Genomic DNA, 23,564 nt, shown 5'->3' with positions numbered 1-23,564 from the left:
TCCTTGATTACGGAATTTCAGGAAAGACGAACCGGGCGACGACCCGGTTCTGCCAGGGCAGGCTCAGCGGACTTTCGATCACCCCGTGCCCATCATAGGCATGGATGAACCGCGCCGCCTCGCCACCGACCGAGACGACGCCAAGATGCTTGGCAATCGCCCCCGGTCGCATTCGAAAAAGCAGCACCTGCCCCGGCACCATCCCGGCTTCGCGCAGAACCGGCACCAGATGCCGCGCCGCGCCAGCCATCAGCAATTCGCGCTGCCCGACCTCGCCCCAGTCGGGCGAATAGGCGGGCGGTTCTTCCGGTTCGCGCCCATAAAGCTCGCGCCACAGCCCGCGGATCAGCCCCAGACAATCGCAGCCCGCGCCCTTGACGCTGGCCTGATGCAGATAGGGCGTGCCCAGCCAGCCGCGCGCCAGTTCGACCACATCAGCCATTGCGACCCGCCCCCGGAGCCATCAGCCAATCTTCGTTCGGCAAATGAGGAAAGCCACGAAAGTTCATGAAATTGTTAAACTTCAACCGACAGGTCGCAGCCCGTTTGTCGCACCCCGCCGTGATCGCCACCACGTCGCCCACGACCGGCGCGATGCCAAAAGACTGCCACAACTCGATCTCGCGCTGCCCGCCGGGCAAGGCACGGTCGTTCTTCACCGCTGCCGAAAGCCCCTCGGCCCCGCCGTCCAGCACTGACATCACACCACGCTCAAACCAGCCTTGCTCATAGGCCGGGAAAGAGGCAAACCGGAACACCCGCCCGTCCTCGACCTCTTCCACCGCGATCTCGGCCCGGTAATCCTCGCCGACCAGCGCAAATCGACATTTCCCGTCGCCCAGCCGCGCCGAGCAGCGCGGATGAAACACCCGCCCCCGCGCCGCATTCAGCGGCTCGGCCAGCCCGCGCAACTCGGCCCGGAACGCACCATTCGCGCGCGAGACTTCAGCCAGACTCCCCGCAAAGACCAATCGCCTTTGCGCCACATCACGCCAGTCCACGTCCCACAGCTTCAGCTCGGCCCCATCCCAACGCCCGGCCAGAATGTCCCGCTCGCTGATTGCATCGGCCGACAGCGCGCCCACTGCTTCGGAATTGTCCACCGACAGCCCGGTCCCCTGCACCAACACCCGCGCCGTCATCCCGTATTCCGGCGCAAATTCTACACCGCCGAAACGCAACGCCCGGTCGTGATCGGTAAAGCCCAGACACAGACCATCCGCGCGCCGGACCATCCATGCCCGCGCAATCGTCGTGGCGCTCATATCCGCACCTCGACCACCGGGATTTGCGGAACCTCGCCCGCCTGAAAGGTCGCGACCGAAACCGCGATCCGATCCGTGTCAAACCGCACCGGCACGTCGAATTCATAGCCCGCCGTCACCTCGGCCCCAACAGCCGGAGGCTCGGCAAACGTCACCAGCCCCGTCTGATGGTCCACACTGAAGCCGCCATCGGGAAACAGCTCGACCCCGCCGATCCCGGCCCGCACGCTATCCTTCACCGGCTTCTCGACAGGCCGCGCATAGATCTCGGCACCGGATCGGTAATTTTTCAGCAGCGGAAAGCTGACCCGCAGACCGTCCCCCCGCCCAATCTCCTGATCGTCAAAGGCAGGCGCGCGCGACGGCAGACAGCTTTTGAAATCCGCCCAGTCTTTCCAGCGAAAACCGTGCAACTGCCCGGCCCGCGCCTCGAAAAACGCGATCAGCGCCGCCAGATCGTCCAGTGACCTTAGCCCCATCCCCGCATCATAACGCCGCCGCGCATGTGCCCAGGGCGTATTCCGCTCTTCGAACCCGCTGGCCAGAGTGACGATCTCGGTGCGCCGCTCGGGTCCGCCAATGGCGCCGAAGGACAGATTGGCCGGAAACCGGACCTCGTGAAATGCCATTGCCCTCTCCTCAGGAATTGCGCTCGCCGCGCGCCAGCACCCGGCCAAGCTGCGCCGCGATCTGCGACTGACTGCGCTGGAACCCGGCCACATCCGGCGTGGACACGTTGATGGTGACGTTCACCGCCCGCCCGCCGCCACTGGCCGCCACGCCCAGCCGACCATCGGCCCCGCGTTGCAGCGGCATGATCGCCTCTGGCCCGGCCTCGCCCATCAGCCCGGTCCCACCGCGCATCGGAAACGTCACCGGCTGACTGACCACACCACCCTTGGCAAAGGCCGTCACCCGCCCGGACGAGAACGCCCCGCCTTTCGCAAAGGGCGCAGCCCCCGACAAAGCCTCGCTCATCCCGTTCGCCAGACCGCCCGCCAAAGCCTGCGTCACCGGCCGCATCGCGATCGCATAGACCGTATCCGCGATGCTCTGCCCGATCCCTTTCAGCGCATCCGACAGCTTCGCCCCGTCAAAGATCAGCCCGTCAAAGGCCCGCCTCAGCCCCGAGCCGATGCCGTTCGACAGCGTCCCCACCTCGCGCGAGGTGAAGACCATCGATTGCCGCAGCCGCGCCAGCTCTGCCTCGAACTCGGCGGTCATGCGGCTGCTTGCGCCCATACCCTCGTCCAGCCGGTCCAGCGCGCTGAACCCGTCCTTCTCTGCCATGATCCTGCCCCTTCATTCGCCCCCGACCGCCGCCCGGTCGGGATAAAGCGCCGACAACTCGGCCAGCCGCCCCCGCGTCATCGCGGGCAGGCCCGGCTCGATCCCCAGCATCAGCGCCAGCTCTGCCGGGGTCAGCGCCCAGAACTGATCCGGCGTCAGCCGCAGCCCGTTTAGCCCCGCTCGCATCAGCCCCGGCCAATCAAGCCCGCCGCTCATCCGACCCGAAACGCCCGGGCCAGCAACTCGGCGGCGGCACGCCCGGCCGCCACCGGCCCGCCGCCGATCTCGACCGTCATCAGATCGCCCGCAACGCCCTGCCAGCCGCCACCCTGCAGCCCCGCGACGAGCACTGCCAGAACATCACGACTGCTGAACTGCCCGGCCTCGAACCGCTCGGCCAGCGCGATCAACGATCCCGCCCCAAGCGTCTCTTCCAGCCCCGCCAGCGCACCCAAGGTCAGCCGCGCCACATGCGGCACGCCGTCCAAGCTCACCTGCACCTCGCCCCGCATCGGATTCACCATCACGGCTCGACCGGAGCATGCGCGACAAAGGACAGTGCCCCGGCCGAGGCCAGCGTCATCTCATATGTCGCCTCGCCATTATGGCTGCCCGCATATTCCAGCGCGGTCAGTTGAAACCGCCCCTCGACAACGCCGAAATCCGGGATCACCACCTGAAACCGCGGCACCTCGCCACTGAAAAACACCTGCCGCGCCCGCGCATCGGTATCCGCATCGCGAAACACCCCCGACCCAGAGATCGAGGCACTTCTGACACCCGCCCCGCCCAGCAATTCGCGCCAGCCCCCCTCGCTTTCCAGCGAGGTCACATCAACCGTCTCGGCATTGAAGGCCAGCCGTGTCGCCCTTAGACCCGCCACGGTCTCGAACGATCCGTCGCCCGTCATGTCCATCTTGATCAGCAGATCGCGCCCGTTCTGTGCCGCCATGACTTTTCCCCTTTTAGCCCAGATCAATCCGCGCCCGGAAGGTCAAATCGACCCGCCGCGCCGCGCCATTTTCCACTCGCCGCGCCCGCGCACGCAGGAACCACAACCCCACCAGCCGACCGCGATCCAGCGCCAGTGCCGCACCCTCCAGCGCATCGCTGACCGCCCCCGCCGCCGCCTTCACCGCCGCAAAACCGCCGCCATCCTCAGCCCCCGCCAGAACCGAGACGACGAAATCATGCAGCGATCCCGCCGCCGTCGCATCGCCCGCATCCCGCATTTCCTCGGGCCCAAGTGCCACATGCACCCCCGCCGGAGCCGTCACCGGCATCGCATCGAAGACCGCATCGCCCACCAGATCGGCCAGAACGGCATCGCCGCGCAGATGCTGATAAACCGCGCCCTGAAGCGCCAAAGCCGCCCCATAGCTCATGCCCGCTCCTCCTCTCGCGCCACGCAGACCAGCCAGCGCCCGGAAGCATCCGCCTCCGCCACCGCCTCGATCCGAAACACCCGCTCGCCCAGACGAAACCTTTGGCCCGCCACAGGTCGCCGCGGATCACCCACAGTCGCCGCCCTGACGGTAATCCGCCACGGCAACACGCTTTCCGCCGCAACCTCGCCTGAGCGTTCGCGCCCCGGCCCCGCCGCCATCCCGGCCCAAAGAACACCGATCTCACGCCAGATTGTTCGAAAGCCGCCAAAGCCATCCGCCTGCCGCTCACCCGTCTCCAGCACCAGCCGGACATTCAACCGGGGCCGCATCACCGCATCCCCCGGCCACCGCGCCCGGCCAGCACCCGCACCTGCCGCCACCGCTCGATCAGCGCAGCGACACCAAAGGGCATCGCCTTCGAGCCTTCGAAGCTGCGATCCTCGTAATATCCCGCCGCCAGCATGATCACCGCCTGCGCCAGATCGGCGGGCACATCAGCCCAATCCGCTCCAAAGCCCGCCGTGAACGTGACCGCGACCGAGCCCAGCCTCGGCACATGCGGCAGGATCACCCCCGCAGGCAGGATCACCGGCCTTTGCCCATCCGGCACCAACCGCCAGGCCTCAGGGCCAAGCTCGGTCACGATTCCCGCCCCGTCATCGATCTCGATCTTCTCGACCGCGATCACCGGAGCCAGCGGCAAGGGCTGACCCAGCCGGTCGCGCCAATCGTCAAGCTGCATCCGAAACCGGCGCGTCAGCAGCACCTTGCCCGTCCGCGCCTCGACCGTCGCAATGGCCGCGCGCAGAAAACCCGCCAGCGCCGCATCCTCGGCCGCATCCGCCGCGATCTCGAAGCCCGAGCCCAGCCGCAAATGGTCGCGCAACGCCCCGACCGGCAGCGCCCCGGCCGGCGGCGCCGTCTCTTCTCTCAGCATCATTTCCCGAAACTCCCGTCCTGCCAGCGCCAACCGAAACACCGCCTGAAAAGGGTCGCGCTGCGCAGCAGGCCATCAGCACGCGCGGACAGTTGCAAAGCCGGCACGACCGGCAGCGACGCGACCCTTCCCCTCACCCGATCCTCAACGGATCAGGCAAAGCGCAACAGCTTCACGGCGCGGAAGTCGGTGACACCGCCGCCGACACGCTTGGTGGCATAGAACAGCACATGCGGCTTGGCGCTGAACGGATCGCGCAGCACGCGCAGATCCGGACGCTCAACAACGGTATAGGCAGCGCGGAAATCGCCGAAGGCGACCGAAAGCGTCTCCATATCGATATCGGGCATATCCTCGCTGATCATCACCGGATAGCCCAGCAATTGCGACACCTGCCCCGCCGTCAGCGCATCCGTCCAAAGATAGCGCCCCTCGGCATCCTTCATCTTGCGCACCAGCGCCGCCGTTTTCGAGTTCATCAGGAAGGTCGCATTGGCGCGGTATTCGGCACCAAGCGCATAGACCAGATCGATCAGCACATCGGCCGAGGTATCCTCATCGAATTCCCCGATGCTGCCGCTGCTGATCGTGCCGATCTGACCCGGACCTTCGGTGCCATGCGGCGCCACCGGATAGGACAGGATACCCTTCGGCTTCGAGACACCATCGCCATGGATGAACGCCGCCGCTTCCGAGCGGGCAAAGCGATCCGCGATCCGCTCGGCCAGCCATGCCTCGACATCGAAGGCCGCATCGTCCAGCAGACGTTGGCTGGCCTTGGGCATCGCCGACAGTTCATGCACCGGAATACTGATCCGCTCGATCCCGCCCGCCGTCGTCTCGGTCGAGGTCGCCTCGGTCGCCCAGCCCGCGCCCATATCGCCCTTATCGACCAGCACCTCATAGACAGAGCTTTCGACGCTCACCACATTCGCCAGCCTGCGCAGCGAGGTGCCGTTATGCAGCACGTTCTGCACCGTCTCGGCCACCACCGGCGCGGCCAGAAAGCCGCCATCGCTGGCCACGGTCAGCCCCTTTTCCTCGACAACCAGCCCGCGCAGCCCGTCATCGTCACCGCTGCGCAGATAGGCGTTGAACGCCTTCTGATGCGGCACGCCGACTTCGGCAGTCGTGGACAGGGGCGCGCGGCCCCGATTGGCAGTCTTGCGATCAAACATGTTCATGCGCTCATCCTGTGCTTGGAACTTCTTCTGAATATCTTCGCGGAAGCCTTTGAGTTCACTGACGAACCCAACCATCGCCCCCTTCAGATCGGCGGCCATATCCTGACCACCCGCGGCCTTCACCTCGGTCATTCCCCACTCCTCACGAAAAACCCCGTAGGGTGCGTGCTCCGCACGCACCGCCCTCACCCCCGCAAAGCCGCCGCAGCCTCCTGAAACACCGCCGCCACCTCGCGCAGATCATCGGCCTCTTTCCGGCCCACCTTTGCCTCGGGCAGCATCGGAAAGGTGACCAGCGACACCTCCCACAACTCCACCTCGGCCAGCATCCGGCGGCCCTTCCGATCCTTCTCGGCCCGGACCGTGCGATAGCCGATCGACAACCCATCGATCGCCCCGGCCTCAAGCAGCGCCGCAGCCTCGCGCGCCTGCGCCACCTCGGGCAGCAGGCGCCCCTTGACCCACAACCCCTTGCCGTCCTCGCGGATTTCGTCCCAGACACCGATGGGCCGCGCCGGATCGTGCTGCCACAGCATCCGCACCCGATCCCCCTTCGCCGCCAGCCGCGCCAAGGACGCGGCAAACGCCCCCGGCATGACCGCATCGCCGCCCTGATCGACCAGCCCGAACAGGCTCGCATAACCCTCGACCGCCAGCCCCTCGCCCAAGGCAAGACTGCCGCCCGCGAACTTCACTTCCAGACCCGGAACCATCTCAGCCCCCTTTCGGCGCATATTCCAGAATACCCTGCACCGCCTGCGTCAGGATCACGGCAACCACGCCGTAAACCGTCATCCACAAGCGCCGCTCCAACCCCTCCATCAGCGCCTCGATCCGCTCCAGCCGCTTTTCGACCGCGCCGAATTGCAGCGCCATGATCCGCTCCTGCGCCTCGAACCGCTGGTCATGCCACTGGCCCTGAAACCGCGACCCCTCCATCACGCCCCCTCAAGCGGCGGCAGCCCCAGCAAGGCCCGCTTCTCCGCATCGGTCAGAAACAGCGCCTCTCCGATCCGCTTCCACTGCTGATCCCGCTCTTCCGCCAGCGCCGGAACCCGATCCGGGTCCGGCCGCAACTCGACCTCCGCGCCCAGATGCTCGGACAACCACCACGCGACCGAGGCCAGAACCCGCGTCGCCAAGGGCAAGACCGTCAGCCGATAGAAGGCCCGATGCGCCTCGGCATATTTCGCATAGGTCGCATCCCCCGGTATCCCCAGCAGCATCGGCGGCACCCCAAAGGCCAAGGCGATCTCTCGCGCCGCCGCCATCTTGGTCTCATGAAACTCCATGTCAGAGGGCGAGAATCCCATCGGCTTCCAGTCAAGCCCACCTTCCAGCAGCATCGGCCGCCCGGCATTCCGCGCGCCCTGATGGTTCATCTCGATCTCGCCGACCAGCCGGTCATACTGATCCGGCGACAGAACCCCCTGCCCATCGCCGCCCTTATAGACAATCGCCCCCGAGGGCCGCGCCGCATTATCCAGCAGCGCCTTCGACCAGGCCGAGGCGCTGTTATGCACATCCAGCGCCACCGCCGCCGCCTGCATCGGCGACAAACCGTAATGGTCATCAACCGGATGAAAGCTCTTCACATGACAGATCGGATCGGGCGAACCTGCCATATCGAACCGATGCTTCCGCCCGCCGACCGCATATTCATAGGCCACCGGCCAGCCATCCGCCCCCGGCACAATCGCCATCCGGTCCGAGCGCAGAACATGCAATTCCTCCGGCAACCCCGACCCGGAAAGCCCTGCCGCCTCCAGATAACCGTTCCCCGACAACAGCATCTGCCCGAACAGGGCCTCGAACAACTCGGCCCGGCCCTGCCCGGCATTCGGTCGCCGCAACAGCTCCAGCACCGGATGCACGTCATAACGCCGCTCGCGATCCTCGCAGACCACCGGCACCGCAGCCGCCGCCTCGGCGATCAGCTTCACACAGCGAAACCCGACCGGATTGCCGACAAACCCGCCGCGCGTCAGACTGCCCAGATCCCGCGCCGACCAGACCACGCGCCCTCCCGCCAAAGCCACGATCCGCCCTGCGGCACTGGCCTTCCTCTCCTCGACGGGCGCCGCCTTCGCCTCCCGCCCAAACCACCCGAACGCCATACCCGCCTCCATGCCTCACCAAAGAAAAAAGCCGCCCCAAAGGAACGGCCCGCTTCTTCTTCATCCAAATATCCCGGGGTCCGGGGCAGAGCCCCGGTCTCGTTCACAACTGCCGCATCCGCGGCCTGCGCCACCCCGCCCCCGGCTCGATCACCAGTTCATGCAGCGCCCAGACCAACGCATCCAGCCGGTCCGGGCTACCCCGCCCCTCAAACCCGCCGACCGTCATCTGACACATCTGATCCTCCAACGCGCCAAGCCCGCGCAGATGCCGAACCCGCCCCTGCTCGTACAAGGCCGCCACCGGCTCGGCCCGCAAACCCTTGCCGCGCCCGGCCCGCAAAGCCCGGAACGGCACCAGCGGATCGACCTGCCGGATCACGCTCTCGACCAGATCGCCGCCCTGATTGACCTCGGCCACCAGCCGCTCGGCCCCGTGCCGGTCCATCGCCGCAATCGCCGCCCGCGCCCATTCGACCGGCGATCCCTTGACCGTCGCATCCTCCAGCACATAGGCGACCCAATCCTTCGGCTCGCCCTCGGCCACGACCCCGGCCACGACGATCCCGCATTCGTCACTTCCACGCCCCGAAGTCACCGCCGGATCAACCGCAACAACCACCCGGCTCAGCCTCGGCGCCACCTCGACCCGACACGCCTCCAGCGCCGATGAGGTCCACAACGCCCCCTCGACATCCTCCAGCAGCACGCCCTCAAGCTCCTGCCGCCCGGTCCGGGTGCCGCCATAACGCGCCTGAACCTCGGCCAGAAAGCTTTCAGCCAGATAGGCCCGGTTCGCCTCGGTCGGCGCATGCGTCACAACCGTGGACGCATTCCCCAGAATCCGCTTCAGCACACCGACATTCTTCGGCGTGGTGGTAACGACCTGCTGCGGATGCTCGCCCAGACGCAGCGCGAATTGCAGCATGTCCCAGGTATCCTCGGCCTTCTTCCACTTCGCCAGTTCATCCACCCAAGCCGCATCGAATTGCGGCCCGCGCAACGCCTCTGGCTCATGCGCCGAATAGCAGGTGGCGGTGGCACCATTGGCCCAGACCAGCCGCCGCCGCCCCGCCTCCCAGACCGGGCGCCGGTCTGGCGGAGAGCAGGCCAAAATCCCGCTCTCGCCCATCACCATCACCTCGCGCACCTGATCGAAGGTCTCGCCCACCAAGGCCACCCGGCTGCACCGTCCGGGTGCGGCGGTGGTCGCCCCCTCGACCATCCGCCGCACCCATTCGGACCCGGCGCGGGTCTTGCCCGCACCGCGCCCGCCCATGATCACCCAGGATTTCCAATCCCCCTCGGGCGGCAATTGATGCGGCAACGCCCAGAACTCGAACAGCCACGGCAAGGCCATCAACGCATTCTCGCCCAGCCCCCCCAGAAATTCGTCAACCTCCTGCGGCTCGGCGCAGGCAAGCCAGGCGGCGCCCGATTTCATCTCGTGCCGCGTCAAGGTCGAGCGCACCGCCTCCGACCCCGCCAGCGATCTCCCTGCGAAGTTTTTCAACTCTGTTCCTTTCCTCGAACAGCAGGGAGATCGCGTCGCGAACATCCCTTGCGGCCTTGACAGCGGCCTTCAGATCCTCGGCCTCGATCGCCCCGTCGATCCTCGCCTCCATCACTCCCCGGTGCCGCTCGAAGTCCTGCACATAGGACCAGAACAACCCGTGGACGACGGCCATCTCCTCTTCAGGATCCACCGCGACCCGCTTCGGCTGCGCCTCCTGCTGACCAGCCAAAAACGGCCCCTCGGCATCGCCGGAAGCACCCCATTCCATATCATTCATCAAGAACTGCCCCGCCTCGTGTCCTGTCCGCACGAGCCAGAAATGATAAAGCGGCCCAAGGGTCTTACCCCGGCCGCTTGCCCACCTCTCCCAGCATGTCTAATTTCTACTTCGGGGCGTTCGCCAAGTCAAAGAATAAACCGTAAATTGCGCCGTTCAGCTTTTATTACCCTTACCGAACAAAGCCTTAATCCACGCAACACCCGCAGCGCACGCATTGCGCAACACCCCGGAATCACCGCCGCCAGGCCATGAAAAATGCCCGCCGCAGCATGCTGCAACGGGCACCCGATTCCCTGAAAACGCGTCTCAGGCCTGAGTCTCGTTGGCGGCAGCGCGGGCTTCGGCGGCGGCGGCCACGGCCTTGTTCGCCTCTTCCTGCACCTGCTGGGCATAGGCGACCATGTTCGCGGCATAGGCCTCGGACCAGTCGGCCATGTCTTCCTTGCTCAGCTTGTCCGCTTCCGCCCGCCAGGCTTCGCCCTTGGCCTTGATCTTGGACACTTCGCTGTCCCAGTCGGTCTTGGCCTTCGACCACTGCGCCTTCACCTGATCACTGGCATCGTCGAAATACTGCTTGATCTGGGCGTCCAGTTCCTTCTCGCGCGCGGCGGCATTGTCCCACCATTCCTGCGCATTGGCCTTCATCTCGTCATTGCGGCTGCGCAAATCTTCCTGCCACTTCGACGCCCGTTTCTCGAAATCCTGTGCGCTGCGCGCCAGATTGGCCAGCATATCCGAAAGCTTCATCTGCAACTCTCCTGTGAAAAACCACTCTGTCCAACTTCCAACCACGCCGCCGCGTTCCCGCAGCGCCGTGGTCAAAATCATCCGCTTACTGAAAAAGGCTCAGCCCTTCTTGGTCTTCGACCCGCCCGAGCCAGAGCTACCCCGAGCCTCGGTCGCAGCCGCAATCGCATTCGCGGCCTCGTCCTGCATCTTCTGGGCAAAGGCCACCATCTGCGCGGCATAGGCTTCTGCCCAGTCCGGGAAATGCCCGCTCTTCAGCGCCGAGGCCCGCATTTCCTCGCCCTTTTCGCGCATCTGCTGGAACTGGTCCTCCCACGCGGTTTGCATGGTCTGCCATTGGCTGCGGACATTCTCGCCCGCATCCTCGAAATAGGTGCGAACCTGTTTGTTGACCTCTTCCTGACGCTGCAACGCAGTTTCCTGCCATTTGCGCGCCCCGGCCATCATATCTTCATTGCGCGAGGTCATCTCGCTCTGCCATTCGGTCGCACGCTGTTCGAAATTGCGGGCGTTCTCGGCCAGAGTAGAGAACATGTCGGACAGTTTCATGGCAATCTTCTCCCCTATTCGCGGGCAAACCCGGCACGAGAGACACGCACCATCCACAAAGCCCGCCCCGCCTCAGCCTGCGGTGCGAATTTCGCTTTGTCAAATCCTGCAACCAAAACGCCGCCCCAAAAGCCCACGAGATCCCGTAGGGTGCGTGCTCCGCACGCACCGCGCCCCACGTTCCGCGCACTACCGCCCGTCGTCGGCCTCATCCTGACGAAACTCCGGCGCGGTCGGGTCCGCCGGACCATGCTCGCCCGCTTCCGGCAGATCCGCCGCTTTCGACCAGTTGTCGCGGGTGGTGAACGGCACGCCGATCCCCTCGGCTTTGAACCGCTCGACGATCTGGTGATAGACCTCGGAGGTAACGCCCAGCCCCGAGCCGATATCGGACAGGAACGCCCGGATCTCGAAATTCAGCGTATCGACCGAGATCCCCCGGAACAGCACCGATGGCGCCGGATCAATGGTCACCAGCGGCTGATCCTCGATGATGTCGCGCAGTATCTGCGCCACCTTCCGCGTATCGGCATCATAGCTGACGCCCACCGGAATGATGATCCGCCCGATCTTGCTGTGCCGGGTCCAGTTCGTCACCGGCTGCGAGATCAAATCGCTGTTCGGAACGATCACCTCGGTCCGGTCGAAGGTCTCGATCTCGGTCGAGCGGACCGAGATCCGCTTGACGATCCCCTGCTGCCCGCCCGCATCGATCCAGTCGCCGACGCTGACCGGACGCTCGATCAGCAGGATGATCCCGGAGACAAAGTTCGACACGATATTCTGCAGGCCGAAACCGATACCGACCGACAGGGCACCGGCGACGATGGCGATCGACGACAGATCGATCCCCGCCGAGGTGACCGCCATCAGACCGGCAAGGAAAATCCCCACATAGCCGACACCCGAAACCACCGCGTTCTGCCCGCCTGCATCGATCCGGGTTTTCGGCAGGATCGAATTTTTCAGGCCACCCTGAATCCCGCGCGTCAGCATATAGCCGATGGTAAAGACGACCACGAAGGTCAGCACCGATCCCGGCGACAACCGGATGCCGCCAAAGCTCATCCCGGTCTGGATTCGGGTCCACAGCTCGCTCAGGTCGGTGCCGGTCGAGCCCCAGATGACCATGAACAGCGGGATCGACAGCAGCACCAGCAGGAAGCCGATCAGCAGCGGGATCAACCCGTCCCGCGCGCCCTCTTCGCCGCGCTTCAGCATGCTGAACAGATCGGCGGTGAAATCCTGCAGCAGGATCAGCACACCGATCAGCGCGATCGACAGCGCCCATGGCCATGTGAACAGATTGCCCAGATTGATAAACCCGGTCGCCGCGAACAGCAGCGCGATGACGATGACGATCCGCGTCAGCATCCCCGCCCATGACAGAATTCGGTGGCGCAGCGGCAGCGCGCTTGCATCGTCACGCTTGACCAGCGCCCGCAGCACCGTTCCCAGCCGGAACAGCGCCAGCCCGGCCACCAGGATCAGCGCGAAATGCCAGACCGAGGCCGACGCTTCCGTGATTTCCAGCGGCACCCGGTCCTGCGACGCGCCGTGAAGCTGATAGATCCCGGCGGGGGGCAGGATCGCATAGGCCAGAATGTAATGGACGGCATAGGTGACCGACAGCAGGATGGTCATCCGCCGCGCCTTGTTGCGGTCAGCCTCGCGCATCTGCAACGTGTCATAGGCAATCGCCCGACGCGGGAACAGCGTCCGCCCCAGCCACAGCCCCGAGAACAGGATCACCGCCGCCTGCGGCACCACGTCCAGCAGCGGCGTCGTCCACGGTCCGGGCAGCGCGGTTTCCTTCAGACCACGGATCAGCAGGAACACACCCAGCATCGGAATGGCGATCTGGCCCAGCGAGGTGATGAACGCCACCACCGCCCGCGAATGATCGGTCGCCCGTGCCGACAGCCGCGACGGCAGCGACCCGATCCAGCGGCGGCCCAGCGTCAGCAGCGCCAGCGCGCCGATGATATAGGCCAAAGCAGCGGGAAGCCGTTCACGCAATCCCTGCCATTTCTGTTCGCGCTCTTCGGTCGAGACCAGTTCCTTGCCAAACCCCTCGGCCAGTTCCAGCCCGGTCTTGCCCGCCTCGGACCAGCTTGAGGGCAGCAGAGGCGACGGCGCCAGCCGCGCCATTTCCTGCGCCTGACGCTCGGCCCGTTCCTCGTCCAGACGGCCGATCAGCGAATTGACCTGACTCAGCGCCTCGACCGCCGCCAGCCGTGGCGACTGCAGCTCGGATAGCTGTTTGTTCAGCTCGCCCCGGCGATTGGCGATTTCCTCGTCCTCGGAGGCGCCTTCCGCCGGCGGCGGGCCAAGCGCCTCGATCTGCTGGCGAATGGCCCCGATGCGGTCGCCATTGACGTTCTGCCCGTCCTGGAATCGGCCCCGCCACTGGACCAGCGCATCGCGCGTGCTGGACAAAGCCTCGTCACTGGCATCGCCGCCATCCAGCAGCCTCTCGGCCCGTTCGGAGACACGGTTCCAGGCGTCGTAATCAAGCGCTTGGCTTTCCTGCGCGACGACAGGGGTCACCAGCAGGGTAAAGACGGTCAGCAGAACCGCCAGCAGGGCACGTAGCATGTGTTATCTAGCCTTCGAAGACTTCCGGCAGTTCGGGCGCGGACCGGGTCAGCCAGTCGGGAACCGGCAACCCCTTGGCCCGCAGGAATTCGGGGTTGAACAGCTTCGTCTGATAGCGGGTTCCATAGTCACACAGGACCGTGACAATCGTATGGCCCGGTCCCATGTCCCGCGCCATGCGGATCGCACCCGCCACATTGATCCCCGAAGAGCCGCCAAGGCACAGCCCTTCTTCCTTCAACAGATCGAAGACTACCGGCAGCGCCTCGGCATCGGGGATGCGATAGTTGAAATCGGGGGTGAAGCCCTCAAGGTTCGCGGTGATCCGCCCCTGCCCGATGCCTTCGGTGATCGAGCTTCCGGGGCTGTCGAACTCGCCCGTCGTATAGAAGGAATAAAGCGCCGCCCCCTCGGGATCGGCCAGTCCGATCTTCACGCCCTTGGGTTGCAGCGCCATCGCCACCCCGGCCAGCGTCCCGCCCGAGCCGACCGCGCAGATGAAGCCGTCGACCTTGCCGTTCGTCTGTTCCCAGATCTCCGGCCCGGTGGTTTCCTCATGCGCCTGACGGTTCGCCACATTGTCGAACTGATTGGCCCAGATCGCGCCGTTCGGCTCGGTCCGCGCCAATGCCTCGGCCAGACGGCCTGAATAGCGGACATAGTTGTTGGGGTTCTTGTAGGGCGCTGCGGGCACTTCGACCAGCGTGGCACCAGCCAGCCGCAGCATGTCCTTCTTTTCCTGACTCTGCGTCTCGGGGATCACGATGACGCTGCGAAAGCCCATCGAGGCACCGACCAGCGCCAGACCGATCCCGGTATTGCCCGCCGTGCCCTCGACGATCGTGCCGCCGGGCTTCAGCGCGCCCCGCGCCACCGCGTCGCGGATGATATACAGCGCGGCGCGGTCCTTGACCGACTGGCCCGGATTCATGAATTCGGCCTTGCCAAGGATTTCGCAGCCCGTCTCCTCGCTGGCGCGGCGCAGCCGGATCAGAGGGGTGTTGCCGATCGCCTCGGCAAGGTCAGAGCAGATTCGCATGGCCTTCGACCTTCATTCGCAAGTGTTTCGAATACCTACACATGCCGGGCCGCGCGGCACAACCCCGCCCTGCCCGTGTTTATCGCTGGACACGAAAGCGCCCGCCCGGAATCAAGTCGCCCTTGGGCGACGCCGGGCAGTGCTCAGCCGCCCCCCGGCTGGGCACTTCGTCACCGTCCCGCGCCACAAATATGCTCGACGGGGTGGCACGATAAAGCGCGCAGAACGCCTGTTGCAGGTGCCCATCCACGGCTGTGCCCTGCCCTTGCTCTCTTTGGCCGATACCTTCCCCATCATGGATATGTTTCAACAGAAATAACCCTTGCCGCCCGCGCCGTTGCGACGATAGGCTTTCCCAAACATATCGAACGAGGTTCCCATGCTCCGTCCTGCCCTGATCGCCCTGCTGATCTCTGCCGCCCCCGCTTTTGCCGAGGATGTCAGTGTCTTCGCCGCCGCCTCGCTGAAAAATGCGCTGGACGAGGTTGCCGCCGGATATACCGAGGAAACCGGCAACACCGTCACCATCTCCTATGCCGGCTCCAACGCGCTGGCCAAGCAGATCATCGAGGGCGCGCCCGCCGATATCTTCATCTCGGCCAATACCGAATGGGTCGATGAGGTCGAAAAGGCCGACCTGATCGCCGACGGCCAGCGCACTGACCTGCTTGGCAATACGTTGGTCCTGATCGGCCACGGCACGGACGCCGCGCCGGTCGAGATCACGCCAGAGACCGATTTCACCGCACTCCTCGACGGCGGCAAACTGGCCATGGCACTGGTCGATTCCGTGCCTGCGGGCCAATATGGCAAGGCCGCGCTGGAAACGCTTGGCCAATGGGACGCGGTGTCGGCCGATGTCGCGCAATCCGACAATGTCCGCGCCGCCCTTGCACTGGTGGCGACCGGCGAGGCACCTTACGGCATCGTCTATGCCACCGATGCGGCGGCCGAGGATAACGTCACCATCGTCGGCACTTTCCCCGCCGACAGCTATCCGACCATCACCTATCCCGCCGCGCTGCTGACCAATGCCGCGGACGACGCCGACCGCGCCTTCTATGACGCCTTGTCGGGCGACGCCGCCGATGCGATCTTCGAGAAGCATGGGTTTACGGTAACGGATTGATTTGACGGACTGGCTGACACCGCAGGAATGGCAGGCCGTCGCACTGTCGCTGAAGGTTTCGACCGTGGCGGTGCTGGCGAGCCTGCCTTTCGGCATCTTCATCGCCTATGCGCTGGCCCGCTGGCGCTTTCCGGGGCATGGGCTGCTGAACGGGCTGGTGCATCTGCCGCTGGTCCTGCCGCCGGTGGTCACCGGCTATCTGTTGCTGCTGACCTTCGGACGCAGAGGCTCGGTCGGGCAGTTTCTTGATCAGTGGTTCGGCATCGTCTTTGCCTTCCGCTGGACCGGCGCGGTCTTGGCTGCCGCGATCATGGCCTTTCCGCTGCTGGTCCGCGCCATCCGCCTTGCCATCGAGGCGGTAGATCCGAAACTGGAACAGGCCGCCTCGACCCTTGGCGCATCACGCCTGTGGGTCTTTGCCACCGTCACGCTGCCGCTGATCATCCCCGGCATTCTTGCGGGCATGGTGCTGGCCTTCGCCAAGGCGATGGGCGAATTTGGCGCGACCATTACCTTCGTGTCGAACATCCCCGGCCAGACCCAAACCCTGCCCTCGGCCATCTATGCCTTCCTGCAGGTGCCGGGCGGCGAAAGCTCTGCCGGGCGGCTGGTGCTGATCGCGGTTGCCGTGGCGATGGGCGCGCTGTTCCTGTCGGAAGGGATCGCCCGCGCCGTCGCCCGCCGGATAAGGGGCGGCTGATGCTCAGCGTCGATATCCGCCACCACTTCCCCGGCTTCGAGCTTGACGCGCGGCTGGACGCCCCGGCCGGGCTGACCGCGCTTTTCGGGCAATCGGGATCGGGCAAGACCACCATCGTCAATGCCGTCGCCGGGCTGATGCGCCCCGATGCCGGGCGGATCAAGGTCGGCGGCACCACGCTTTCCGACAGCAATACCCGCACCTTCCTTGCCCCGCATCGTCGCGGCATCGGCTATGTCTTTCAGGATGCCCGCCTGTTCCCGCATCTGACCGTCCGCCAGAACCTGCTTTACGGTCGCTGGTTCGGCAAATCCCGCACCGATACCATTGATTTCGCGCGGATTATCGAGCTTCTGGGCATCGGCCACCTGCTGACCCGCCGCCCCGGCGCCCTGTCCGGGGGCGAAAGACAGCGCGTAGCCCTTGGCCGCGCCATGCTGTCGCGCCCGCGCATGCTGCTGATGGACGAACCGCTTGCCGCGCTGGACGAGGCGCGCAAGGCCGAGATCATGCCCTATCTCGAACGCCTGCGGGACGAGACGCGGCTGCCGATCCTCTACGTCACCCATTCCCCCGCCGAGGTCGCCCGCCTTGCCACCACCGTCGCCCTGATCCGCGATGGCCGCATCACCGCCTCGGGCCCCGCCGCCCAGATCCTCTCCGACCCCGCCACCGCGCCGCTTCTGGGACTGCGAGAGGCAGGGGCGATCCTGACCGCCCGCGTCGCCGGGCAAGAGGATGGCCTGACCCGCGTGGACAGCGCCGCAGGGCCGCTCTGGCTGGCCCGCACCGATCTGCCGCAGGGGCGCGATCTGCGGCTGCGGATTTTGGCGCAGGATGTGATGCTGGCCTTGCAGCGGCCCGAGGGGATTTCGGCGCTGAACATTCTTGCCGCCTCGGTCCGCGATCTGACGGCGACGGATGGCGGCATTCTGGTCAGGCTGGATGCTGGCCCCGAGGTGATCCTGTCGCGGATCACCACCCGCTCGGCCAATGCGCTGGCGCTGGCGCCGGGCAAGCCGGTCTATGCGGTGCTGAAGACCGTCTCGGTCGCGCCGGGCAGTATCGGAATGTCCGAATCCTGATCGAAGCCTTCCCAGATGCCACTGGCCCGGGAATAGCGCTGGATCAGCGGCGGCTGAAAATCGGGCTGGTCCATGGGCGCGATATGGCGTTCGACGGTTAATTCGGTGCCGTCGATATCCAGCACCGCAAATTCGTTCTGCCGGTCGTCCAGCCTTGCACAAAGCGCCGTACCTACCTGTATTTGCAGGACTTTCGGATGGGCGGTGCGGGCCAGCAAGGCATCCGAGGCCCAGACATGCAGATGCCCCGACAGCACAATATGCACGCCTGCCTGTTCCAGCCGCGCCAAGGCTTCGGGCGCGCGGCGGGACAGCTCCTTGTCCACCTGCGGCAATTGCTCCAACGGGTGATGCAGGGCGAGGATATTCGTGGAGAGCGGGTCAAGGCTGCCGATCACCCGCCCGATCTGCCCTTCGCGGATCACGCCGCGCTGGACCCGGAACGGATCGACGCTGTTCAGCCCCAGAACCCGCACCTGACCCGATTGCATGGTCGGTGCAAGCTCGGCGCTGATATTCTGTTTGTAGCCGGAATAGGGCAGCAGAAACCGCACCGGCACGTTATAAAGCGGCACATCATGATTGCCCGGAACGCACATGACCGGCGCGGTGATCCGCTCCAGAAACTCTGCCGCTTTCTCATATTGGCCGGGCCGCCCCCGATGGGTCAGATCGCCGGTCGCCACGACAATATCCGCCCGCGCCCGGTTGATCCGGTCCAGAAGCGGGCCGATCAGTTCCTTGCGATGAAAGCCGAAATGCAGGTCCGAAAGATGCAGTATCCGGGTCACGAAACCTTGTCCCCGGGCCGATTTTCGGTCTTGTCCTCGCCATCCGCGGGCAACAGCACCCGCAGGCCGTCATGCCAGACCTTCAGATTGAACGGGCTGGCCATCATGGTCTTTTCGCCGTCATGGGCGATCAATTGCTGGGCGCGGCCGGTCTCGATGGTCAGTTCGTCGGTAATCAGCAGATCGAAATCGCTGTCTTTGGCGCTTAGCCCCACCGCCAGCCGCAAGGCCGAACGCATCAGCGGAATGGGCTTTCTGGCCCGTGCGATCAGCACGGCGAAATTGCCGTCGCGAATGGCATCGGCCCCGTCCAGCCCGAAGCTGTCAAGCTGATAGGCGCTGCGGGCGATGAAGGCCAAGGCGGTGTTGAAATGGCGGGTCTCGCCATCGACGCGGGCGGTAAGGTTCATCGGATCGCGCAAGCGGCGGACCGCAACCATCACCGACCAATAGGCGGCGATGCGGGACCGGCCCCATCTTTTGTAAATCTTCTCGCGGGTTTTCAGGATATGCGGATAGGCACCCAGACTGACATTGTTCAGAAACACCAGATTTTCGATCTGGCCGATATCGACCGGCACCGGACGGGCATTGCGCAAGGTCGCCAATGCGTCCTCGATCGTCTCGCCCACGCCCAGATCGCGGGCGAAATAGTTGAAGGTGCCGCCGGGCAGAACCCCCATGATCGCGTCGCTGCCCGCGACCGCGCCTGCCACAGCGGATTGCGTGCCGTCACCGCCCGCCGCCACGATCACGTCAAAGCCGTCACGCACGGCCTCGGCTGCGATGTCGATCAGGCTTGCGCCATCATCGGTCTGGCGCATCTCGAAATGGGCGACATGGGGCTGCAAGCCATCGGTGATCGCCTTGATCTCGGCCTGATCGTCGGACTTGCCGGAGCCTTTGTTACGGATGACGCACAGTCTGGATCGGGACAGATCGAAAGGCGGTTCTTGATCCAACATGCTTGCAAATCCATGACTGAAGACTTCAGTCACGCAACCCGCGAGACGCGTTCGGGTTTCACAGTCTTGCGCTGGCCTCGGTCACAAGCGGATCAAGTCCCTGACCACCATCGGCGATATACTGCCGCAACTGATCGCGCATGCGCGGTTCCCAGTAATCGCGCAGGTGATCGGCCACCTTGTCAGCCCGGTCGCCGGGCTGGCTGTTGAAGAAAGTGGCAATCTGGTTCGCCATCATGATCATCTTCTCAGGCGACATGCGGAACCTTCCCGTCAAGTTTCGCCGTATGAGAAAAGAGATCGAAGCCCTCGCCCCGCGCAAAGGCGGCCAGCGTGATCCCGGCATCCTTGGCCAGCCGCAGCGCATGCAGCGTCGGCGCGGAAACCGCGATGATGATCCCGCAACCGGCCATCGCCGTCTTCTGCACCATCTCGGTAGAGACGCGGCTGGTCAGCACGAACGCGCCCTGCGACGGATCGACACCCGCCCGCGCCATCGCGCCAATCAGCTTGTCCAGCGCATTGTGGCGGCCCACATCCTCGCGCGCCATGACGATGCCCTGCCCCGGCAGCAGAAAACCCGCTGCGTGAACCGCCTTGCTGCGATCATGCAAAGGCTGCCATTTGCGCAAAGCATCGGTCGCCTGACTGATCTCATCCACGGTCAGGATCGGGCCGACGCCGGTCAGATCGGGCAAAGGGCGCATCGCCTCTTCCAAGGAATCGATCCCGCACAGACCGCAGCCCACCGGCCCGGCCAAGGTGCGGCGGCGATGGGCCAGCGCGTCGGCGCGTTCATCGGTCAGCCACAGCCGCGCCTCGATACCCTTCGGATGCAGTTCCACCTCGGTCGAGGTGATCTGCGACAGGTCGGTCACGATGCCTTCGGTCAGCGAAAAGCCAATGGCGAAATCCTCGATATCGGCAGGGGTCGCCATCATCACCGCATGGGTGGTGCCGTTATAGACCATCGCAATCGCGGTCTCTTCCGGCAGCACGCGGGCCACGGCCAACGCGCGGTTCGAACGATGATGATCGGCCCTGACCGAGCCAAGGGGTTTGGGAAGATGCATTCGGTTACTCCGCCGCTGGTAGGATTCGACGCGACAATTCTGCCTGCTCGTTATAGCGTTCCTGCCAGTCCGTCGGTCCGTTCGACGGGCTGACCTGCACCGCCGTCACCTTGAATTCCGGGCAATTGGTGGCCCAGTCCGAGAAATCGGTGGTGACGACATTGGCCTGCGTGGCCGGGTGGTGGAAGGTGGTATAGACAACGCCGGTCGCCACCCGGTCCGTCAGCCGGGCGCGCAAGGTGGTCTCCCCGGCGCGAGAGGCCAGACGGACCCAATCCCCCTCTTTCACGCCACGCTGTTCGGCGTCATGGGGATGGATTTCCAGCATATCCTCGGGGTGCCAGACCACGTTATCGGTGCGGCGGGTCTGCGCGCCGACATTGTAATGCGTCAGGATCCGGCCGGTGGTCAGCAGCAGCGGGAAGCGCGGGCCGGTGCGTTCATCGGTCGCCACATATTCGGTGACCATGAAATGCCCCTTGCCGGACACGAAACCGTCCACATGCATCAGCGGCGTGCCTTCGGGCGCATCCTCGTTGCAGGGCCACTGGACCGAGCCCGCGACCTCCAGCATCTCGTAATTCACCCCGGCAAAGCTGGGCGTGGTCGCGGCGATTTCGTCCATGATCTGCGACGGATGGGTATAGGTCCAGTTCGCGCCAAGGGCATTGGCCAGCAACTGGGTGACTTCCCAATCCTCATAGCCGTTTTTCGGCGCCATCACCTTGCGGACCATGTTGATCCGCCGCTCGGCATTGGTGAAGGTGCCGTTCTTTTCAAGGAAGGACGAGCCCGGCAGGAAGACATGGGCGTAATTCGCGGTCTCGTTCAGGAAAAGATCGTGAACGATCACGCATTCCATCGCCGCAAGGCCAGAGGCCACGTGATGCGTATCCGGATCCGATTGCAGGATATCCTCGCCCTGGCAATAAAGGCCCTTGAAGGTGCCCTCGACCGCGGCATCCAGCATGTTCGGGATGCGCAGACCCGGTTCCGGGTCGATTTCCACGCCCCATGCGTTCTCAAAGATCGCGCGGACCTCGGGCAGTTTCACATGGCGATAGCCGGGCAATTCATGCGGGAAGCTGCCCATGTCGCAGGAACCCTGCACGTTGTTCTGACCGCGCAGCGGGTTCACGCCCACGCCGGGGCGACCGATATTGCCGGTCAGCATGGCAAGGTTGGCGATGCCGATCACCGTGGTCGAGCCTTGGCTGTGTTCGGTCACGCCCAGCCCGTAATAGATCGCGCCATTGCCGCCGGTCGCGTAAAGCCGGGCCGCCGCGCGAAGATCGGCTGCGGGAACGCCAGTCATCGCCTCGATCGCTTCGGGCGCATGGCGGGGATCTTTGACGAAATCGACGTAGAACTGGAACTCGTCCCAATCGCAGCGGGTGCGGATGAAATCCTCGTCGAACAGCCCCTCGGTCACGATCACATGCGCCATGGCGGTGACCACGGCGACATTGGTGCCGGGTTTCAGCGGCAGGTGATGGGACGCCTCGATATGGGCCGAGCGGACGATATCGGTGCGGCGCGGATCGACCACGATCAGCTTGGCCCCCTGACGCAGACGCTTTTTCAGGCGGCTGGCAAAGACCGGGTGCCCGTCGGTCGGGTTGGCGCCGATGATCATCACCACATCGGTCTCAGCAACGCTGTCGAAATCCTGCGTCCCGGCGGAGGTGCCATAGGTCTTGCCCAAGCCATAGCCGGTCGGCGAATGGCAGACCCGCGCGCAGGTATCGGTGTTGTTGTTCATGAACACCGCCCGCGTCAGCTTTTGCACCAGAAAGGTTTCCTCATTGGTGCAACGGCTGGAGGTGATCACGCCAACGGAACGGCGGCCATATTTCTGCTGAATACCGCGCAGCCGGTCGGCGGTGAATTGCAGCGCCTCGTCCCATTCGACCTCGCGCCACGGATCGCTGATCTGGTCACGGATCATCGGCTTCAGGATGCGGTCCTTGTGCTGGGCATAGCCATAGGCAAAGCGGCCCTTGACGCAGGAATGGCCCCGGTTCGCCTTGCCGTGCTTATAGGGCACCATGCGGACAAGCTGGTCGCCGTTCAGCTCCGCCTTGAAGCTGCAACCGACGCCGCAATAAGCGCAGGTGGTAATGACCGAGCGTTTGGGCGTGCCCATCTCGATCACCGATTTTTCCTGAAGGGTCGCCGTCGGGCAAGCCTGCACACAGGCACCGCAGGACACGCAATCCGATGTCAGGAAGCTGTCAAGGCTGGCGCCCGCGCTGACCCGGCTGTCAAAGCCCCGGCCTTCGATGGTCAGGGCGAATGTGCCCTGCACCTCTTCGCAGGCCCGCACGCAGCGCGAACAGACGATGCATTTCGACGGGTCGTAGCTGAAATAGGGGTTGCTGTCGTCCTTGGGCAGATACAGCGCATTCGGCTGATCGCCCTGACGGGTGGCAAAGTGATTGTCCAGCGCGCCGCCCTTGGGGGCCTCGTAACGGACATCGCGCAGGCCCACGGCCCCGGCCATGTCCTGCAATTCGCAATCGCCATTGGCCGAACAGGTCAGGCAGTCAAGCGGGTGGTCGCTGATGTAAAGCTCCATCACCCCGCGCCGCATCCGGCGCAGCTTGTCGGATTGGGTATGTACCACCATCCCCGGTGCAACCGGCGTGGTGCAGGAGGCGGGGGTGCCGCGCCGCCCCTCGATCTCGACCACGCAGAGGCGGCAGGAACCATAGGCTTCCATATTGTCGCTGGCGCAAAGTTTCGGCACCTCGACACCGACTTCGGCGGCGGCGCGCATGACCGAGGTGCCCTCGGGCACGGTGATCTCGATCCCGTCGATGGTCAGGCTGACCGGCGCGCCGGTCCGTGCAGGCGTGCCCATGTCGCGGTCATCGCCCGGAGCAAATTGCGGGATGATGAAATCCTTCAT

Annotated in this window: 28 protein-coding genes; 3 read left to right on the top strand and 25 right to left on the bottom strand. The window is 64.9% G+C overall.

Annotated elements, in window-relative coordinates; genetic code table 11:
- Nucleotides 1-7: 7 nt before the first annotated feature.
- From JJJ17_RS18120 to JJJ17_RS18025, 20 genes are all read right to left on the bottom strand, one after another.
- The gene (locus tag JJJ17_RS18120) at nucleotides 8-442 is read right to left on the bottom strand and encodes a C40 family peptidase (RefSeq protein ID WP_200689002.1); all 435 of its coding nucleotides are present in this window, start codon (nucleotides 440-442) and stop codon (nucleotides 8-10) included.
- Entirely contained in the window at nucleotides 435-1,265 is an 831-nt protein-coding gene (locus JJJ17_RS18115; protein WP_200689001.1) for a DUF2163 domain-containing protein, read from the bottom strand. The genes JJJ17_RS18120 and JJJ17_RS18115 overlap by 8 nt, the downstream gene beginning before the upstream one ends.
- Nucleotides 1,262-1,894 carry a DUF2460 domain-containing protein gene (locus JJJ17_RS18110; RefSeq protein WP_200689000.1) on the bottom strand — a complete coding sequence of 211 codons (633 nt, stop codon included), beginning with the start codon at nucleotides 1,892-1,894 and terminating at the stop codon, nucleotides 1,262-1,264. The genes JJJ17_RS18115 and JJJ17_RS18110 overlap by 4 nt, the downstream gene beginning before the upstream one ends.
- A gap of 10 nt (nucleotides 1,895-1,904) precedes the next feature.
- Nucleotides 1,905-2,555: a phage tail tape measure protein gene (locus JJJ17_RS18105; protein WP_200688999.1), complete on the bottom strand. Its 651-nt coding sequence runs from the start codon at nucleotides 2,553-2,555 to the stop codon at nucleotides 1,905-1,907.
- Between the two features lie 12 nt (nucleotides 2,556-2,567).
- Nucleotides 2,568-2,771 carry a rcc01693 family protein gene (locus tag JJJ17_RS18100; RefSeq protein ID WP_200688998.1) on the bottom strand — a complete coding sequence of 68 codons (204 nt, stop codon included), beginning with the start codon at nucleotides 2,769-2,771 and terminating at the stop codon, nucleotides 2,568-2,570.
- Complete coding sequence (locus JJJ17_RS18095; RefSeq protein WP_200688997.1) at nucleotides 2,768-3,079, bottom strand: gene transfer agent family protein; 312 nt, start codon at nucleotides 3,077-3,079, stop codon at nucleotides 2,768-2,770. Before JJJ17_RS18095 ends, JJJ17_RS18100 begins: the two co-directional genes overlap by 4 nt.
- Entirely contained in the window at nucleotides 3,079-3,507 is a 429-nt protein-coding gene (locus JJJ17_RS18090) for a phage major tail protein, TP901-1 family (protein WP_200688996.1), read from the bottom strand. Before JJJ17_RS18090 ends, JJJ17_RS18095 begins: the two co-directional genes overlap by 1 nt.
- A 13-nt stretch (nucleotides 3,508-3,520) precedes the next feature.
- Nucleotides 3,521-3,940, bottom strand: a complete 420-nt coding sequence (locus tag JJJ17_RS18085) for a DUF3168 domain-containing protein (RefSeq protein WP_200688993.1) — start codon at nucleotides 3,938-3,940, stop codon at nucleotides 3,521-3,523.
- Complete coding sequence (locus tag JJJ17_RS18080) at nucleotides 3,937-4,272, bottom strand: head-tail adaptor protein (protein WP_200688992.1); 336 nt, start codon at nucleotides 4,270-4,272, stop codon at nucleotides 3,937-3,939. The genes JJJ17_RS18085 and JJJ17_RS18080 overlap by 4 nt, the downstream gene beginning before the upstream one ends.
- Nucleotides 4,272-4,883, bottom strand: a complete 612-nt coding sequence (locus JJJ17_RS18075) for a head-tail connector protein (protein WP_200688991.1) — start codon at nucleotides 4,881-4,883, stop codon at nucleotides 4,272-4,274. The genes JJJ17_RS18080 and JJJ17_RS18075 overlap by 1 nt, the downstream gene beginning before the upstream one ends.
- 149 nt (nucleotides 4,884-5,032) lie before the next feature.
- A complete protein-coding gene (locus JJJ17_RS18070) occupies nucleotides 5,033-6,196 on the bottom strand; it encodes a phage major capsid protein (protein WP_200688990.1) in 1,164 nt (387 codons plus the stop codon).
- A gap of 53 nt (nucleotides 6,197-6,249) precedes the next feature.
- Nucleotides 6,250-6,777: an HK97 family phage prohead protease gene (locus JJJ17_RS18065; protein ID WP_234464185.1), complete on the bottom strand. Its 528-nt coding sequence runs from the start codon at nucleotides 6,775-6,777 to the stop codon at nucleotides 6,250-6,252.
- 1 nt (nucleotide 6,778) lies between these two features.
- Complete coding sequence (locus JJJ17_RS18060; protein ID WP_200688988.1) at nucleotides 6,779-7,003, bottom strand: GTA head formation protein, RCAP_rcc01685 family; 225 nt, start codon at nucleotides 7,001-7,003, stop codon at nucleotides 6,779-6,781.
- Complete coding sequence (locus tag JJJ17_RS18055; protein WP_200688987.1) at nucleotides 7,003-8,181, bottom strand: phage portal protein; 1,179 nt, start codon at nucleotides 8,179-8,181, stop codon at nucleotides 7,003-7,005. Before JJJ17_RS18055 ends, JJJ17_RS18060 begins: the two co-directional genes overlap by 1 nt.
- A gap of 103 nt (nucleotides 8,182-8,284) precedes the next feature.
- Complete coding sequence (locus tag JJJ17_RS18050) at nucleotides 8,285-9,625, bottom strand: DNA-packaging protein (protein WP_200688986.1); 1,341 nt, start codon at nucleotides 9,623-9,625, stop codon at nucleotides 8,285-8,287.
- Nucleotides 9,576-9,974 carry a permease gene (locus tag JJJ17_RS18045; RefSeq protein ID WP_200688985.1) on the bottom strand — a complete coding sequence of 133 codons (399 nt, stop codon included), beginning with the start codon at nucleotides 9,972-9,974 and terminating at the stop codon, nucleotides 9,576-9,578. The genes JJJ17_RS18050 and JJJ17_RS18045 overlap by 50 nt, the downstream gene beginning before the upstream one ends.
- Before the next feature lie 309 nt (nucleotides 9,975-10,283).
- A complete protein-coding gene (locus tag JJJ17_RS18040) occupies nucleotides 10,284-10,724 on the bottom strand; it encodes a hypothetical protein (protein WP_200688984.1) in 441 nt (146 codons plus the stop codon).
- A 99-nt stretch (nucleotides 10,725-10,823) separates the two neighbouring features.
- Complete coding sequence (locus JJJ17_RS18035) at nucleotides 10,824-11,273, bottom strand: hypothetical protein (protein WP_200688983.1); 450 nt, start codon at nucleotides 11,271-11,273, stop codon at nucleotides 10,824-10,826.
- A gap of 189 nt (nucleotides 11,274-11,462) precedes the next feature.
- Nucleotides 11,463-13,871, bottom strand: coding sequence for a DUF3772 domain-containing protein (locus tag JJJ17_RS18030; protein ID WP_200688981.1), 2,409 nt, complete (start codon nucleotides 13,869-13,871; stop codon nucleotides 11,463-11,465).
- Between the two features lie 7 nt (nucleotides 13,872-13,878).
- A complete protein-coding gene (locus JJJ17_RS18025) occupies nucleotides 13,879-14,910 on the bottom strand; it encodes a cysteine synthase A (protein WP_200688979.1) in 1,032 nt (343 codons plus the stop codon).
- 379 nt (nucleotides 14,911-15,289) lie between these two features.
- On the opposite strand from JJJ17_RS18025, the gene modA reads away from it, so the two are divergent.
- From modA to modC, 3 genes are read left to right on the top strand one after another with little or no spacing between them, the layout of a single operon-like run.
- A complete protein-coding gene (modA, locus tag JJJ17_RS18020; protein WP_200688977.1) occupies nucleotides 15,290-16,039 on the top strand; it encodes a molybdate ABC transporter substrate-binding protein in 750 nt (249 codons plus the stop codon).
- A 1-nt stretch (nucleotide 16,040) separates the two neighbouring features.
- Nucleotides 16,041-16,739: a molybdate ABC transporter permease subunit gene (modB, locus tag JJJ17_RS18015; RefSeq protein WP_200688975.1), complete on the top strand. Its 699-nt coding sequence runs from the start codon at nucleotides 16,041-16,043 to the stop codon at nucleotides 16,737-16,739.
- The gene (gene modC, locus JJJ17_RS18010; RefSeq protein ID WP_200689066.1) at nucleotides 16,736-17,824 is read left to right on the top strand and encodes a molybdenum ABC transporter ATP-binding protein; all 1,089 of its coding nucleotides are present in this window, start codon (nucleotides 16,736-16,738) and stop codon (nucleotides 17,822-17,824) included. Before modB ends, modC begins: the two co-directional genes overlap by 4 nt.
- Here the strand turns inward: modC and JJJ17_RS18005 are convergent.
- The 5 genes from JJJ17_RS18005 to fdhF are packed head-to-tail and all read right to left on the bottom strand — an operon-like array spanning nucleotide 17,764 to nucleotide 23,564.
- Nucleotides 17,764-18,615 (bottom strand): metallophosphoesterase family protein, encoded by an 852-nt coding sequence (locus tag JJJ17_RS18005; RefSeq protein ID WP_200688970.1) that lies wholly within the window; start codon nucleotides 18,613-18,615, stop codon nucleotides 17,764-17,766. The genes modC and JJJ17_RS18005 overlap by 61 nt on opposite strands.
- Complete coding sequence (locus JJJ17_RS18000) at nucleotides 18,612-19,580, bottom strand: diacylglycerol/lipid kinase family protein (RefSeq protein ID WP_200688968.1); 969 nt, start codon at nucleotides 19,578-19,580, stop codon at nucleotides 18,612-18,614. Before JJJ17_RS18000 ends, JJJ17_RS18005 begins: the two co-directional genes overlap by 4 nt.
- A gap of 58 nt (nucleotides 19,581-19,638) precedes the next feature.
- Nucleotides 19,639-19,839 (bottom strand): formate dehydrogenase subunit delta, encoded by a 201-nt coding sequence (locus JJJ17_RS17995; protein ID WP_200688967.1) that lies wholly within the window; start codon nucleotides 19,837-19,839, stop codon nucleotides 19,639-19,641.
- A complete protein-coding gene (gene fdhD / locus JJJ17_RS17990) occupies nucleotides 19,829-20,653 on the bottom strand; it encodes a formate dehydrogenase accessory sulfurtransferase FdhD (protein ID WP_200688966.1) in 825 nt (274 codons plus the stop codon). The genes JJJ17_RS17995 and fdhD overlap by 11 nt, the downstream gene beginning before the upstream one ends.
- A 4-nt stretch (nucleotides 20,654-20,657) precedes the next feature.
- Nucleotides 20,658-23,564, bottom strand: a complete 2,907-nt coding sequence (gene fdhF / locus JJJ17_RS17985; protein WP_200688964.1) for a formate dehydrogenase subunit alpha — start codon at nucleotides 23,562-23,564, stop codon at nucleotides 20,658-20,660.

This window comes from Paracoccus caeni, from assembly GCF_016629665.1.
In the GTDB taxonomy this organism is placed as follows: domain Bacteria; phylum Pseudomonadota; class Alphaproteobacteria; order Rhodobacterales; family Rhodobacteraceae; genus Paracoccus; species Paracoccus caeni.
This window is presented reverse-complemented; position numbering and strand designations above follow the sequence as displayed.